This is a genomic window from Actinoplanes sp. NPDC051343, from assembly GCF_044455125.1.
Classification (GTDB): Bacteria; Actinomycetota; Actinomycetes; order Mycobacteriales; family Micromonosporaceae; genus Actinoplanes.
Genome location: NZ_JBITEL010000006.1, coordinates 330,873 through 345,411, shown reverse-complemented (window position 1 = coordinate 345,411; position 14,539 = coordinate 330,873). Strand labels below are relative to the sequence as shown.

Genomic DNA, 14,539 nt, shown 5'->3' with positions numbered 1-14,539 from the left:
AAAACCACTTACGCGAGGTCGAACCGGTCGAGGGTCATGACCTTGTCCCAGGCAGCCACGAAGTCGCGGACGAAGCGGGCCTGCGCGGGCTGCGCGGCGTAGACCTCGGCCAGGGCGCGCAGCTGGGAGTGCGAGCCGAAGACCAGGTCGACCGCGGTCGCGGTCCACTTCTCCTGGCCGGTGGCGCGGTCGGTGCCGACGTACTCGTTCTCGTTGGCCGTCGCCGTCTTCCACTCCGTGCCCATGTCGAGCAGGTTGACGAAGAAGTCGTTCGTCAGCACGCCCGGCCGGGTGGTGAAGACGCCGTGCTTCGACTGGCCGTAGTCGGAGCCGAGGGCCCGCAGGCCACCGACCAGCACGGTCATCTCGGGGGCGGTCAGGTTGAGCATGTACGCCCGGTCGAGCAGCAGCGTCTCGGGCGACAGCTTCTCGCCCGCGCGCAGGTAGTTGCGGAAGCCGTCGGCGCGGGGCTCGAGGAACGCGAACGAGTCGACCTCGGTCTGCTCCTGGCTCGCGTCGGTGCGGCCCGGCGCGAACGGGACGGTGATCTCGACACCGGCGTCGCGGGCGGCCTTCTCGACCGCCGCGCCACCGGCGAGCACGATCAGGTCGGCCAGCGAGATCTTCTTGCCGGTCTGCGCGGCGTTGAACTCCTGCTGCACCTGCTCGAGCTTGCCCAGCACGGTGGACAGCTCGGCCGGGTTGTTGGCCTCCCAGTCCTTCTGCGGCGTGAGCCGGATGCGGGCGCCGTTGGCGCCGCCCCGCTTGTCGGTGGTGCGGAAGCTGGCGGCCGACGCCCAGGCGGTCGAGACCAGCTGGGAGACGGTCAGGCCGGCCTCGAGCACCTTCGCCTTGAGGGCGGCCACGTCGTCGGCGTCGACGAGGTCGTGGTCGACGGCGGGGACCGGGTCCTGCCAGATCTGGATCTCGGCCGGGATCCACGGGCCGAGGTAGCGCGAGACCGGGCCCATGTCGCGGTGCAGAAGCTTGAACCAGGCCTTGGCGAACGCGGCCTCGAGCTCCTCCGGGTGCTCCCAGAAGCGCCGGGCGATGCGCTCGTAGATCGGGTCGACCTTGAGCGCGAGGTCAGAGGTGAGCATCATCGGGGCGACCCGCTTGCCCTCGACGTGCGCGTCGGGGACCGCGTCGGCCGCCGCGCCGTCCTTCGGCTTCCACTGCTTCGCGCCGGCCGGGCTCTCGGTGAGCTCCCACTCATAGCCGAACAGGTTGTCGAGGAAGCCGTTGTCCCAGGTCGTCGGGGCGTTGGTCCAGGCGCCTTCGAGGCCGCTGGTCAACGCGTCGGCACCGACGCCGGCGCCGGCCGCGTTCTTCCAGCCGAGGCCCTGCTGCTCGATCGGGGCGCCCTCGGGCTCGGGGCCGAGGAGGTCGGCCTTGTGGGCGCCGTGCGCCTTGCCGACGGTGTGGCCGCCGACGATCAGCGCCACCGTCTCCTCATCGTTCATCGCCATGCGGCCGAACGTCTCGCGGATGTCGCGGGCCGAGGCCAGCGCCTCCGGGTGCCCGTTGGGGCCCTCCGGGTTGACGTAGATCAGGCCCATCTGCACGGCACCGAGCGACTCGCCGAGCTCGCGGTCGCCGCTGTAGCGCTCGTCGCCCAGCCAGGTGTCCTCGGGGCCCCAGAAGATCTCTTCGGGCTCCCAGACGTCGGGCCGGCCGAACGCGAAGCCGAAAGTCTTGAAGCCCATCGACTCGTAGGCCACGTTGCCGGCGAGGACCAGCAGGTCGGCCCAGGAGACCGCGTCGCCGTACTTCTGCTTGACCGGCCAGAGCAGCCGGCGCGCCTTGTCGAGGCTGGCGTTGTCGGGCCAGCTGTTGAGCGGCGCGAAGCGCTGCTGGCCCTGGCCGCCGCCGCCGCGGCCGTCGAACGTGCGGTAGGTGCCCGCCGCGTGCCAGCTCATGCGGATGAAGAGCGGCCCGTAGTGGCCCCAGTCGGCCGGCCACCAGGACTGCGAGTCGGTCATCAGCGTGACCAGGTCGCGCCGCAGGGCCTCCACGTCGAGCTTCTTGAACTCTTCGCGGTAGTTGTAGTCCTCGCCGAGCGGGTTGGACTTCGGCGAGTGGCGGTGCAGGACCGAGAGGTCGAGCTGGTTGGGCCACCAGTCACGGTTGGTGTGCGGCCGGCCGCCCGTCTTCACGGTAGGAGCCGGAATCTCCGGGTTCTCGCTCTCGCTGGGCGTCGCGGTCACATCTTTGTCGTCGGACACGGTCAGTCCTTCCCCTTCTGGTGATGCGGGTCGGCTCTGTCGAGCCTGCGCTGATCGGCGGTCGCGCGTCCCGAGGACTCGGCGACACAGGGGGCACATCGGCCCCAGAAGATGACTTCGGTCTCGTCGACCTCGTAGCCCGAGCCACCGGCCGGGGTCAGGCAGCTGGTGTCGCCGGCCGCGTGGTCGACGTCGACGATGTCGCCGCAGGTGCGGCAGACCAGGTGGTGATGGTGGTCGCCGACCCGCGCCTCGTAGCGCGCGGCCGAGCCCATCGGCTCGAAGCGGCGCACCAGGCGAGCGGCGGTCAGCGCGTGGAGAACGTCGTAGACGGCCTGCTGGGAGACCTCGCCCAGCTCGGTGCGGACCACCGAGAGGATCGCGTCGGTGTCGGCGTGCGGGTGGCCGTGGACGGCGTCGAGCACGGCGAGGCGGGGGCGCGTGACGCGCAGCCCGGCCTCGCGCAGCACACTCTCGAACCGCGACGGCTTCGGCACGCGGCCGATCCTTCACCCTTTTCTGGAATGAATCAAGTCTTGGCCACGGAAAAGGCCGGCCGCGTCGCGGCCGGCCTTTCAAACCCGTGGTCAGGCGACGAAACGGGCCCGCTTGCGGCGCGAGATGATGTACGCCGAAGCGCCGCCGCCCAGAAGCAGCACGCCCGCACCCCCGATCCAAGCGGCCGGCGCGCCGGTGATCGGAAGACCGCCACCGCCCTGGCCGCCGTGGTCACCGGCGCCGTTGTGGGCACCGGCGGGCGGGTTGACGACCAGCTTGGCCGTGTCGTTGCCCCTGGTCACGTCGGGCTGGAACGACGCCACCACGACCGAGCCGGTCAGCGTGCCGGGCCGGTCGATGCGCAGCTTGAACGGCCAGGTCACCGACGCGTTCACGTTCAGCGGGCTGACCGTCGTGGTGCAGGCGTACGCCGAGCCGGACTTGACGCAGCCCTCCGGGACCGAGACCACTGTCGTGCCGGCCGGGGCCGTGACGGTGACCTTGGCGGCCGCCTTCGGGAACCCGAACTCGAACGCCGGGCCCAGGTTCTTGACCCCCACCTTGGCGGTCACGGTCGCACCGGTCGCGCCCTCGACCTCGGCGCCGACGGCCGCCACGTCACCGTTCTGGGTGCCGGTGACCTCGAACAGCGCGTCCTGGTGGTCGATGCCAAGCGAGGTGTCGGTCTGCGGGAGCGACTTGGCCAGGGCAGCCGGCTTCGCCTTCAACGACAGGGTGCCGTCGGTGCCGCGCTTCGGCTTCTGCCCGTTGACCAGGTCGATGTTGTCGCTGTTGTCGTTCGGGGTGAGCCAGTCGAAGGTCTGGCCGATGGTCGAGGGCGCCGGCACGTCGGCCCGGATCTTCACGCCCATGTCCTCGGACAGGGCGTACGAGGTGTGCGCCTTCAGGACGGTGTCGAAGTGGCAGTAACCGGCGCTGGCCCCGTACAGGCAGTTCGAGTAGTGCTTGGCCATGCCGTACCACGGGTCGATGAAGAAGAACACGTCGACGCCGGTGATCGCGGTGGCGCCGTTGTTGCGTACGCCCAGGGGAACCTGGACCGTCGCGCCCGGCTTGACCGTGATGTCCTGAAGGGTGTCGTCGACCGCCAGGTCGACGCCCTCGGCGACCGTGACCTTGGTGGAACGCGTGATCGTGCCCAGCTCGCGGCTGGTCACCTTGACACTGGCCGTGCCCTCGGCACCGACCTTGGCGTCCTTGGACTGGTAGTTGACGAAGCCGATCAGCGCCATCCCCTCGTCCGACGGCAGCGCGTCGAACTTGCAGGTGATGGTGGTGCCGGCGTCCTTGCAGCTGGTCTCGACGTCCGGGAACCACAGGCTCGCCGTGACGCCGGCCGGCACCTTGGAGGTGTCGATGACCGCGGTCACGTCGTGCAGCGTGTACGACTGCTCGTAGGCCCAGAAGTCGACGATCTGCTGCTTGCCGTCGGTCGGCGTGAGCGTCACGTGGGCGAACTGAAGGTCGGGCTTGACCGGCGCCGCCGAGGCCGCGGCGGCCGGCACCGCGGCGGCGATGAACAGCCCGGCAATTGCCGCGCCGAGCTTATAAATCAATGAATTGGACAAAGTGAAGGATCCTCCCCGTGGATAAGGCCGGGGCAGCATAGTGGACCTTGCTCCTCCCCCGCTGCCCCGTTTCCTTCGTTATCGGTCCGTGTCCATATCCACGGTTGAAGGCCGTCCGGAGGGGGAACCCCGGCCCGCTTGATGATCTTCAGGGGGCACCGATGAGCGACGACCTGGACCAGCGACGGTCGAAAATACGGGAGCGTCAGCTGCTGCTGGCGCTGGAACAGTGGGCTCCGGCCTATCAGCAGGTAGCCGGCGGCTGGCTCGGCTACGTGTGCGACATCACCGACGCCACGGCCCAGGAGAAGGCATGGCTGGAGCGGTACGTCGCCAAGAACGGCATGCCCGACGCAACCGCGCGGGAGTGGCACGAGGTGCGGCAGGCCCAGGGCCGCGAGGCGAACGCGGCCGCCATGGCCGCGTTCACCGCCGGTGACTACGAGCGGGCCCACGACCTGGTCGACGACGCCCGGGCGTACGGCGCCCTGCTGGAGAGCGAGTGGGAACGGCTGCACGAATTCATCGCCGCTCAACCACAGCGGTAGATGGCTCAGCGGTAGATGGCTCAGCGGTAGGCGGGCACCCGCCACCACGTGCGCGCCTCACGGTCGGCACGGCGCCGGACGACCAGCAGCCAGCCGATGCCGATCAGCGAGACGAGGATCAGGCCACCCCACGAGAGGAACGTGAAAAGCTCGGCCTGCGTGCCCGTCGGCTGGGGCTGATAGCCGCGCTCCAGCAGCGAGAACTGGTAGCGGGTGCCGGTCAGCACCAGCGTGACCACCAAGGCGATGCTGTGCATCCCGTCCCAGAGCGCGTGCAGCACCGACACGCCCAGATAGGACAGCAGCAGGCGGCCGGTGAACGCGAAATGCTGACGACCGCTGGCCGAGAACAGGACGCCGCCGAGGATCGCCGTCCACAGACCGTGACCGACCGGGGCGAGCAGGCCGCGAAGCAGTTCGGTCTGCACCAGCTGCATCAGCGACAGGCCCTGTTCGGTGAACAACGCGGTGAAGGCGTACCCGGCCGACTCGAACGCGGCGAACCCGAACCCGACCGACGCGCCGAGAATCAGGCCGTCGATCGCGTACTTGTGCTGCAGCCGGCGGGTCAGGAACGCCAGCACGACCAGCTTGGCCGCCTCCTCGATCAGGCCGACGCCGAAGAACAGGCCGGGCGACGGATGCAGCAGGTAGGACTCGAGCAGCGAAGCCGAGAGCACCCCGAGCACGCCACCGGTGATGAACGTGGTGAACAGCAGTTCGGCGGTGACCTCGCCGCTGTGCCGCCGGCCGAACGCCCACACCACGAACGTCACCGGCACCAGGAAACTGCCGAGCAGCACCAGCGTCGGGACCAGGTTGGGGTTGCCGGTCGCGAAGGTGACAACGACGGTCAGGACCCACAGGACCAGCCCGGTGACGAACAGCCGCAACCACGGCCGGCGGCGGGGCCTCGCGACAACCTCTGACATATCGTCTCCCAGCGATCGGTGTCAGGCCCCGCATACCCACAACGCCCGAACTAAACGCCGGTGATCGGCGGCAGGCCGGGCCGACCGGCCCGACCGGCCGACTCGGCCACCGCGGCGGCGAAACGGCGCAGGCCGGACGGGCCGCCGCCGGACGCCGGCATCGTCACCACCGGGCACGCCGACCGGTAGATCAGCCGGGCCGCGACCAGCTTGCCGCCCTTCTTCTGCCGGGGCGAGTCGAGGACCAGGAGGTCGGCCTGGCTCGAGGCGCGCAGGAGCACCCGCACCGGGCCGCCCTCCTCGGCCACGCACTCGACCCGGTGGTCGTCCCCCAGAGCTGCCGCGACCAGGCCGGCCAGCCGTTCGCGGGCGTCCTGAGCCGGGTCGTCCGGGCCGGTCCGGGTCACGGCCGGCGGGTGCATGCCGGGCGCGGCCGGCGGGCGCGGGGGTTTCCAGGCCAGCACCGCCCGGACGCGGCCGTCCACTTGGGAGGCGACATCGGTCGCCCATCGCAGGGCGTCGGGCGACCCGGTACGGCTGCTGACACCGACCAGGATCAACAGTCCGGTCATGCCGGGCTCACCTCCGGGCGCTTGACGGCGGACAGCGGGGCGGCGATGTTCTCCAGCGACTGACCCTCGGCGTTGACCCCGAAGAACCAGGCGATCAGGCCGCCGGCGAACATCACGCCGGCCCCGATGAGGTAGCCGACGGTCAGTGGCCCGCGGGCGCTCGCGTCGCCGATCAGCGCCCCGAACAGGTACGGCGCCGCGACGCCGCCGGCCAGTTGGGAGACCGCGAAGAACAGTGCGATCGCCTGCCCCCGCAGCTCGAGCGGGAAGATCTCGCTGACCGTCAGGTAGGCCGAGGAGGCGCCCGCCGAGGCCAGAAAGAAGATCACGCACCAGAACAGCGTCTGGGTCACGGCGTTGAGCAGACCGGCCTGGAAGAAGAAGGCCGAGACGGCGAGCATTATCGCGGACGCACAGTAGGTCGACATGATCATTTTTCGTCGGCCGATGGTGTCGAACAGGTGCCCGATCGTGAGCGGCCCGAGCAGATTGCCGACGGCGAACGGGAAGAAGTAGTAGCCGAGGTTGTCCGACGGCACATGGTAGAAGTTGTGCAGGACCGACCCGTTCGAGAAGAAGATCGCGTTGTACAGGAACGCCTGCGTGACCATCATGGCGAAGCCGAGGAAGGCGCGCGACGGGTAGTCGCGCAGGATCACCCGCGCGGTGTCCCAATAGGACATCGGTTTTCGCTGGGTCACCTCGAGCGCCCGGCTCTCCGGCACCGGCTCCAGCCGTACCCCCTGGGCGGTGGCCCGGTCCTCGATGTCCTGGACGATCCGTTCGGCCTCCTCGTTGCGGCCATGGGTCATCAGCCAGCGCGGACTCTCCGGCAGCACGTAGCGCAGATAGATCGCGACCAGGCCCAGCACCGGGCCGATGAAGAAACCGATACGCCAGCCCACGTTCACCGGCAGCAGGTCCGGATTAAGCAGGAAGATCGACGCTCCCGCGCCGATCATGGCGCCCGCCCAGTAGGTGCCGTTGACCGCGATGTCGGTCCGGCCCCGGTACTTCGCCGGGATCAGCTCATCGATCGCCGAGTTGATCGCCGTGTACTCCCCGCCGATGCCCAGACCGGCGATGAACCGGAAGATCAGCAGGAACCACAGGCTGGTTGCGAAGCCGGCGATGCCGCTGGCCACCAGGTAGGTGATGAGGGTGATCAGGAACAGTTTCCGCCGGCCCAGCCGGTCGGTCAGCCAGCCGAAGAACAGCGCCCCGACGACCTCGCCGAGCAGGTAGACCGAGCCGAGCAGCCCGACGTCGGCCGCGGTCAGATGCAGGGTCTGCTTGTCCTGCAGGACCGTGCCGACCGTGGCGACGATCTGAATCTCCAGACCGTCCAGGATCCAGGCGGCGCCGAGCCCCAGGATGACCCGCCAGTGAAAGCGCGTCCACGGCAGGCGGTCCAGCCGGGCCGGCACGAGCGAACGGTAAGCGGTCGATGCCATGGCTCCGGACTTCCCGCTCTGCGGCCTCTCTAACTTAGCCCTGTGATAACCGCCCGCGGCGGGGTAGGCGGCCCCTCTCAGACCGGGGAGGAAGCGCGTGTTCGGTAAGAAGCAGACCGTGGCCGAGCAGTTGGTCGAGGTACTGGTGCAGGCCGGCGTCCGGCGGGTGTACGGCATCGTGGGTGACAGCCTCAACGCGTTCACCGACGCCATCCGCCGCAACGACGAGCTGGAATGGGTACATGTCCACAACGAGGAGGCGGCCGCCTTCGCCGCCTCGGCCGAGGCCCAGCTGACCGGGCGGCTCGCCGTCTGCGCCGGCAGTTGCGGGCCCGGCAACACCCACCTGATCCAAGGTGTCTTCGACGCCCACCGGATGGGCGCGCCGGTGCTGGCCATCGCCTCGCACATCGCGTCCACCGAGATCGGCACCGGGTTCTTCCAGGAGACCGATCCGAAGCGGCTGTTCGAGCAGGCCAGCCACTGGACCGAGATGATCAGCGGACCCCGGCAGATGCCCCGGCTGGCGCGGATGGCCATCCAGCAGGCGGTCGGGCGGCGCGGCGCCGCGGTGCTGGTCATACCGGGTGACGTGATGGCCGAGGACACGGTCGAGGACACCGGGACCGCGCACTACGCGACCGGTGGCGTGCTCGGCGCGCCCCCGGCCGAGGTGATCGCCGAGCTGGCCGACCGCATCAACCGGGCCGAGAAAGTCGCGATCTTCGGCGGGATCGGTTGTGCGCAGGCCCGCGACGAGGTTCTGCAACTGGCCGAGGTGCTCAACGCCCCGGTCGGCCACACCCTGCGCGGCAAGGAGTCGCTGCAGTACGACAACCCGTACGACGTGGGCATGTCGGGCCTGCTCGGGTACGGCGCCTGCTACGACGCCTGTCACGAGGCCGATCTGCTGCTCATGCTCGGCACCGACTTCCCGTACCGGCAGTTCCTGCCGCAGCGCAACACCGTCCAGGTCGACATCGACCCGGCCCGGGTCGGGCGGCGCACGGCGCTGGAACTGGGCGTGGTCGGCGACGTCGGCGCGACCATCCGGGCACTCCTGCCCGAGCTGCGGCGCAAGGACCGCAAGTTCCTCGACCGGATGCTGCACAAGCACGTCGAGAAGCTCGACCACGTGGTCAACGCCTACACGACGGGCATCGAGGACATGACGCCCATGCACCCCGAGTTCGTGGCCGCGATGCTCGACGAGGCGGCGGACGACGACGCGGTCTTCACCGCCGACACCGGCATGTGCAGCAGCTGGGCGGCGCGGTACGTCACCATGAACGGCCGCCGCCGGCTGGTCGGCTCGTGGGTCCACGGCTCGATGGCCAACGCGCTGCCGCACGCCATCGGCGCCCAGATGCTGGACCGCCGGCGCCAGGTCATCGCGATGGCCGGCGACGGCGGACTGGCGATGCTGCTCGGCGAGTTGCTGACCGTGCGCACTCATCGCCTGCCGCTGAAGGTCGTGGTCTTCAACAACTCCAGCCTGGCCATGGTGCGCCTGGAGATGATGGTCTCCGGCGATCCCGCTTTCGAGACCGATCACGACCACGTCGATTTCGCGGCGATCGCCCGGGCGATCGGCTTCCATGCCGTACGCGTCGGGAAGCCGGACGAGCTGCGGGAAGCCCTCCGGTCGGTGCTCGACCACGACGGCCCGGCCCTGCTCGACGTCGTGACCGACCCGGTGGCCCTGGAGATGCCTCCGCACGTGACCAAGGAGGAGATGGCCGGTTTCGCGCTGTCGGTCGGCCGGACCGTCCTGTCCGGCGGTGTCGGGCAGATGGTGCACGTGGCGCGCGCCAACATCCGCAACATCCCGCACTGACCGCGCATGGACCTTGCGGCAAGGGGTAGGCGCCTGCCCATGCGAACCGAGGTGGCGAAAGATTCGTACGGGGCGTCGGTGATCGAGCTGGCTCGTCGCGGTGCGCCGGTCCGGTACGCCGGGGATTTCCTGGTCGCCGTCGATCACGACCGGCCGACCGGCTACTACGAGACGGATCGTGACGGTCTGCGCTGGCGTGAGGCGGCGCCGTTCAACACGGTCCAGTTCGACGTGGCGGTGGCCGACGCCAACGACGGCCGTTTCGTTCCCGGGCTGACCGTCGCCCTGCGGGCCGAGAAGAACGGCCGCACGCTCGCGGCCGGCGAATGCCTGTTCCGCTGGCATCCGCGGCTGCACCGGTACGCCGTCGACCTGCGCCTGCTGCCGGGCCGCTACGACGTCACCGTCCATATCGGCACGCCGGTCTTCCAACGCGAGGATCACGCCGCCGGTCGCCGCTACTCCGACCCGGTTGTCCTGCGCTTTCCCAACTTCGAGGTTTGCCGAATCGGTGCGGTTTAGACCTGCGGGTGCCGGGTAGGCGCGCGATCCTATCGACGCGTCTCTACGGAAGAGGGTGTGCCGTGGCCACGGACGCTGATCCGATCATCATCCGTACCGGCAGCCACCCGGGCTATCCGGGCCCGCTGCGCCCCCAGGTCCGGGGTAACGCGATCACCCGGATCCTGCGGACCACCGACGCGAAGCAGATCGGTCTCATGTACATGACGACCTCGTTCGGCTTCTTCCTGGTCGGCGGGTTCATGGCGCTGCTCATGCGGGGCGAACTGGCCCGGCCGGGCATGCAGTTCCTCTCGCCCGAGCAGTACAACCAGTTGTTCACGATGCATGGCACGATCATGCTGCTGCTGTTCGCCACCCCGATCGTGTTCGCCTTCGCCAACTACATCGTCCCGCTGCAGATCGGCGCACCGGACGTCGCCTTTCCCCGGCTGAACGCGTTCGCCTACTGGCTGTACCTCTTCGGCGGCCTGATCGCGGTCGGGGCCTTTCTCACTCCGAGCGGCGCGGCCGACTTCGGATGGACGGCGTACACGCCGCTCAGCGACGGCGCCCACAGCCCCGGCGTGGGCGGCAACATGTGGGTCGTCGGCCTGACGATCTCGGGTCTCGGCACCATCCTCGGCGGCGTCAACATCATCACGACGATCCTGACGCTGCGGGCCCCCGGGATGACCATGTTCCGGATGCCGATCTTCACCTGGAACATCCTGATCACGAGTCTTCTCGTCATCCTGGTCTTCCCGTTCCTGGCCGCGGCCCTGCTCGCGCTGGCCGCCGACCGGGTTCTCGGTGCGCACGTCTTCGACGCGAATACCGGTGGTCCGCTGCTGTGGCAGCATCTGTTCTGGTTCTTCGGCCATCCCGAGGTCTACGTGGTCGCGCTGCCCTTCTTCGGCATCATCACCGAGGTCATTCCGGTGATGAGCCGCAAGCCGGTGTTCGGCTACCGGGGCCTGGTCGGGGCCACCATCGCGATCGCGATGCTGTCGATGAGCGTCTGGGCCCACCACATGTTCGCCACCGGCCAGGTGCTGCTGCCGTTCTTCAGCTTCCTCAGCTATCTGATCGCCGTGCCGACCGGCTTGAAGTTCTTCACCTGGATCGGCACGATGTGGCGCGGCCAGATCACCCTCAACACGCCGATGCTGTTCGCGCTCGGCTTCATGGTCACGTTCCTGCTCGGCGGCCTCACCGGCGTGCTGCTGGCCAGCCCGCCGGTCGACTTCCACGTGCACGACACCTACTTCGTCGTCGCGCACTTCCACTACGTGCTGTTCGGGACCATCGTGTTCGCGGTCTTCTCCGGCCTCTACTTCTGGTTCCCGAAGATGACCGGCCGGATGCTCGACGACCGCCTCGGCAAGGTGCACTTCTGGCTGACCTTCATCGGCTTCCACACCACGTTCCTGGTCCAGCACTGGCTCGGCTCGGAGGGCATGGCCCGGCGCTACGCCGATTACCTGCCCACCGACGGCTTCACCACGCTCAACACCATCTCCTCGGTCGGCGCGTTCATCCTCGGCGCCTCGACGCTGCCGTTCCTCTACAACGTCTGGAAGTCGTACCGGATCGGCGAGCTCGCCACCGTCGACGACCCGTGGGGCTTCGGCAACTCGCTGGAGTGGGCGACGAGCTGCCCGCCACCGCTGCGCAACTTCGACCACATGCCGCGGATCCGGTCGGAACGCCCGGCGTTCGACGCGAAATACGGCGAGCGGGTGTCCGACCTCGGGCGCGAGCTCAGCACCGGCGACACCGAAGCGAGGCAGGCCTTGGGTGACACGCTGCGGGCGGAGGGTGGGAACGACACCTCGGACGCGCCGGTTGCCGGCGGCGCCTTCGGTTCCGAGGCGGCGGAACAGCATCAGCCGGCCGAGACGTCCGGCGCCCGGGGCGTACGCGTACCCGAGCCGGACGAGATCGCCAAGGAGAACGCCGCCGATCAGCCCGGCGGGGCCCATTGGGACGCGCAGGTCACGGACCGGGACAGCACCGCCGAGGACCGCCGCGGCCGGCCCTCCGACTCCGGGGATGGCCACGAGAGCAGCTGACGGATGGCCGGTCGGCGCCCGGTCGGGTGATACGCCGTTTGGCCCCGGTGCTCCCGGGAAGACAGCCGTCGTGAGGGAGAGTTCCGGGGCCGCGCCGTCCGCCGGCGTGCGGAAGAGCGCCTGGAACGGCGCGCTGGCCGACCTCGTCCGCCGGTGCCGGTACGCCCAGCCCGACGAACTCCCCGGTGTGGTCAACGCGTGCTGTGCCGCGGTGGGCGTGACCGTCACGCTCTATCTGATCGACCACGAGCAGCGCCGGCTCTGGCCGGTGCCGGAGGACGGCCGGGAGGTGCCCCCGTCGTTGCCGATCGACGGCACGCCGGGCGGCCGGGCGTTCACGAGTGCCAGCACGCAGTACACCGCCGACGGCCGCGGCAACGTGTGCCTGTGGGTGCCGATGGCCGACGGGGCCGAGCGACTGGGTCTGGCCGAGGTCCGCGGCCGCGCCGCACCGGACGGCCTGGACTTCCTGCGACGTCATGCCGAGACCGCGGTGGCCCTGCTCGGCCAGGTGATCAACGGCAAGATGTCGTACGGCGACCTGTTCCACCGGACCCGCCGCACCCGCCCGATGCAACCCTCGAGCGAGTTGCTGCTCTCGCTGGTGCCGCCGCTGACGTTCCGCTGCCGGCGGCTGACGATCACGGCGACGCTCGAACCGTCGTACGAGGTGGGCGGCGACGCCTTCGACTACGCGGTGCACGGCCCGGACGCCAGCTTCATGATCATCGACTCGATGGGCCGGGGCATGCAGGCCGCGCTGACCAGCGCTGCCGTGCTGGCCACCACCCGGGCGGCCCGGCGCCAGGGTCTCGACCTGCACGAGGCCGCCCGCGCGGCCGACGCCGTGCTGGCCGAGCAGTTCGGCAACCTGAGGTTCGCCACCGGCGTGCTGGGCCGGCTCGACACGGTCACCGGCCGGCTCCGCTACCTCAACGCGGGCCACCCGGCACCGATCCTGATCCGGGCCGGGCAGGCGGTGCGCACCCTTTACCAGGGGCGCCGCCTTCCGCTGGGGCTGAGCGACAACCCGATCTTCATCGGGCAGGAGCAGCTGCGGCCGGGCGACCGCCTGCTGCTGTACACCGACGGCGTCACCGACCCACGAGACCGGGAACAGGCGGGGACCGGCGCGGCCTGGCTCGCCGACGCCGCCCGATGGAGTTTTGGCACCGGCGCTCCCGCCCCGGAAGCCCTGCGCCGCCTGTCGCACACCGTCATCCGCCGGGACGGCAGCCGCAAGGCCGACGACGCGACGCTGATGGTCGTGGAGTGGATGCCGGAGGAAGGGCGCCATGAAAACGAATGATGCGGGCGAACCGGGGCACCCAGCCGGGATGATAGCCAAGTTGCTGGTGGTCGGGGCGTCGGCCGGGGGCATTCCGGCGGTCGAGCGGCTGGTCGCCGACCTTCCGGTCGACCTCGGTGCCGCGGTGCTCGTCACGGTGCACGTTCCGGCATGGACGCAGAGCGTGCTGCCACGGATCCTGGACCGGGCCGGCTCGCTCCCGGCGTCCCACGCGGCCGACGGCATGCCGGTGCGTCCGAACGAGATCCTCGTGGCGCCTCCCGGCCGGCATCTGCTGGTCGGCGACGGCCTGGTGCGGCTGAGCAGCGGGCCCAAGGTCAACCGGCAGCGTCCCTCGATCGACGTGATGTTCGCCGGCGCGGCCCGCTGGGCCGGCCCGGGCACGGTCGCCGTGGTGCTGTCGGGGGCCTTGGACGACGGTGCTGTCGGCGCGGCCCTGGTCACCAGGGCCGGGGGCCAGGTGTTCGTCCAGGAACCGGCCGAGGCACAGTTCAAGGGCATGCCGCGGGCGGCGCTCGCGGCCGCGCCGACGGCGATCGCGGCGCCGGTCGGCAAGCTCGGCACGATGGTAACGGCGGCGATCCGGGCCCGATCGGTGCAGGGACCGCGGGCGACGCAGGAGGAAGTCCCGATGAACGGCATGGCGGACAGCGACGACGTGTTTTTCCTGGCCGGCTCGGAGAGCCGTCTGACCCGTATGGTGTGCCCGGACTGCGGCGGCTCGCTCGCCCAGGTGGACCTGCCGTCGATCAGCTGGTACCGGTGCCACGTCGGGCACCAGTGGTCGCCGGGGAGCCTCGCGGCCGCCCAGGCCGAGATCTCCGAGGACAAACTGTGGGCCGCGGTAGCCGCGCTGGAGGAGCAGGCCGCCTTCAGCCGGCACCTCGCCGCGGAGGACCGCACCGACGATCATCTTTCAGCGGCGGAGCAGGCCACCGAGTTGGCCGGGCTGCTCCGCTCGCGTCTGAACAACTCGTGAAGCACCCGATGAGGTGGGGC

At 69.9% G+C, this 14,539-nt stretch carries 12 protein-coding genes; 6 read left to right on the top strand and 6 right to left on the bottom strand.

The window, feature by feature from the left end:
• Nucleotides 1-8 precede the first annotated feature (8 nt).
• From katG to ACIA5C_RS21785, 3 genes are all read right to left on the bottom strand, one after another.
• Nucleotides 9-2,324 (bottom strand): catalase/peroxidase HPI, encoded by a 2,316-nt coding sequence (gene katG / locus ACIA5C_RS21795; protein WP_396057245.1) that lies wholly within the window; start codon nt 2,322-2,324, stop codon nt 9-11.
• Complete coding sequence (locus tag ACIA5C_RS21790) at nt 2,228-2,722, bottom strand: Fur family transcriptional regulator (protein WP_396057243.1); 495 nt, start codon at nt 2,720-2,722, stop codon at nt 2,228-2,230. The genes katG and ACIA5C_RS21790 overlap by 97 nt, the downstream gene beginning before the upstream one ends.
• 90 nt (nt 2,723-2,812) lie before the next feature.
• Nucleotides 2,813-4,300, bottom strand: coding sequence for a hypothetical protein (locus ACIA5C_RS21785; protein ID WP_396057241.1), 1,488 nt, complete (start codon nt 4,298-4,300; stop codon nt 2,813-2,815).
• Between the two features lie 173 nt (nt 4,301-4,473).
• On the opposite strand from ACIA5C_RS21785, the gene ACIA5C_RS21780 reads away from it, so the two are divergent.
• On the top strand, nt 4,474-4,860 hold the full coding sequence (locus tag ACIA5C_RS21780; protein WP_396057239.1) for a hypothetical protein: 387 nt from the start codon (nt 4,474-4,476) through the stop codon (nt 4,858-4,860).
• Nucleotides 4,861-4,880: 20 nt separating this feature from the next.
• Here the strand turns inward: ACIA5C_RS21780 and ACIA5C_RS21775 are convergent, their stop codons facing one another.
• From ACIA5C_RS21775 to ACIA5C_RS21765, 3 genes are read right to left on the bottom strand one after another with little or no spacing between them, the layout of a single operon-like run.
• Nucleotides 4,881-5,792: a PrsW family intramembrane metalloprotease gene (locus tag ACIA5C_RS21775; protein WP_396057237.1), complete on the bottom strand. Its 912-nt coding sequence runs from the start codon at nt 5,790-5,792 to the stop codon at nt 4,881-4,883.
• Between the two features lie 50 nt (nt 5,793-5,842).
• Nucleotides 5,843-6,364: a universal stress protein gene (locus tag ACIA5C_RS21770; protein WP_396057235.1), complete on the bottom strand. Its 522-nt coding sequence runs from the start codon at nt 6,362-6,364 to the stop codon at nt 5,843-5,845.
• Complete coding sequence (locus tag ACIA5C_RS21765) at nt 6,361-7,791, bottom strand: MFS transporter (RefSeq protein WP_396057233.1); 1,431 nt, start codon at nt 7,789-7,791, stop codon at nt 6,361-6,363. The genes ACIA5C_RS21770 and ACIA5C_RS21765 overlap by 4 nt, the downstream gene beginning before the upstream one ends.
• Nucleotides 7,792-7,915: 124 nt before the next feature.
• Here ACIA5C_RS21765 and ACIA5C_RS21760 point away from each other — a divergent pair, with 124 nt between their 5' ends.
• From ACIA5C_RS21760 to ACIA5C_RS21740, 5 genes are all read left to right on the top strand, one after another.
• Complete coding sequence (locus ACIA5C_RS21760; RefSeq protein WP_396057231.1) at nt 7,916-9,655, top strand: pyruvate dehydrogenase; 1,740 nt, start codon at nt 7,916-7,918, stop codon at nt 9,653-9,655.
• Nucleotides 9,656-9,694: 39 nt separating this feature from the next.
• Nucleotides 9,695-10,177: a hypothetical protein gene (locus ACIA5C_RS21755; RefSeq protein ID WP_396057229.1), complete on the top strand. Its 483-nt coding sequence runs from the start codon at nt 9,695-9,697 to the stop codon at nt 10,175-10,177.
• A 62-nt stretch (nt 10,178-10,239) separates the two neighbouring features.
• Nucleotides 10,240-12,231 (top strand): cytochrome c oxidase subunit I, encoded by a 1,992-nt coding sequence (gene ctaD, locus ACIA5C_RS21750; protein WP_396057228.1) that lies wholly within the window; start codon nt 10,240-10,242, stop codon nt 12,229-12,231.
• Between the two features lie 70 nt (nt 12,232-12,301).
• Nucleotides 12,302-13,540 carry a PP2C family protein-serine/threonine phosphatase gene (locus tag ACIA5C_RS21745; RefSeq protein WP_396057226.1) on the top strand — a complete coding sequence of 413 codons (1,239 nt, stop codon included), beginning with the start codon at nt 12,302-12,304 and terminating at the stop codon, nt 13,538-13,540.
• Between the two features lie 28 nt (nt 13,541-13,568).
• Nucleotides 13,569-14,519 carry a chemotaxis protein CheB gene (locus ACIA5C_RS21740; protein WP_396057224.1) on the top strand — a complete coding sequence of 317 codons (951 nt, stop codon included), beginning with the start codon at nt 13,569-13,571 and terminating at the stop codon, nt 14,517-14,519.
• Nucleotides 14,520-14,539 lie beyond the last annotated feature (20 nt).

Coding starts and splice junctions, on each gene's coding strand:
- ACIA5C_RS21755 (WP_396057229.1), top strand. CDS start 9,695: ATGCGAACCGAGGTGGCGAAAGATTCGTACGGGGCGTCGGTGATCGAG.
- ACIA5C_RS21775 (WP_396057237.1), bottom strand. CDS start 5,792: ATGTCAGAGGTTGTCGCGAGGCCCCGCCGCCGGCCGTGGTTGCGGCTG.
- ACIA5C_RS21780 (WP_396057239.1), top strand. CDS start 4,474: ATGAGCGACGACCTGGACCAGCGACGGTCGAAAATACGGGAGCGTCAG.
- katG (WP_396057245.1), bottom strand. CDS start 2,324: ATGTGCCCCCTGTGTCGCCGAGTCCTCGGGACGCGCGACCGCCGATCA.
- ACIA5C_RS21740 (WP_396057224.1), top strand. CDS start 13,569: ATGATAGCCAAGTTGCTGGTGGTCGGGGCGTCGGCCGGGGGCATTCCG.
- ACIA5C_RS21770 (WP_396057235.1), bottom strand. CDS start 6,364: ATGACCGGACTGTTGATCCTGGTCGGTGTCAGCAGCCGTACCGGGTCG.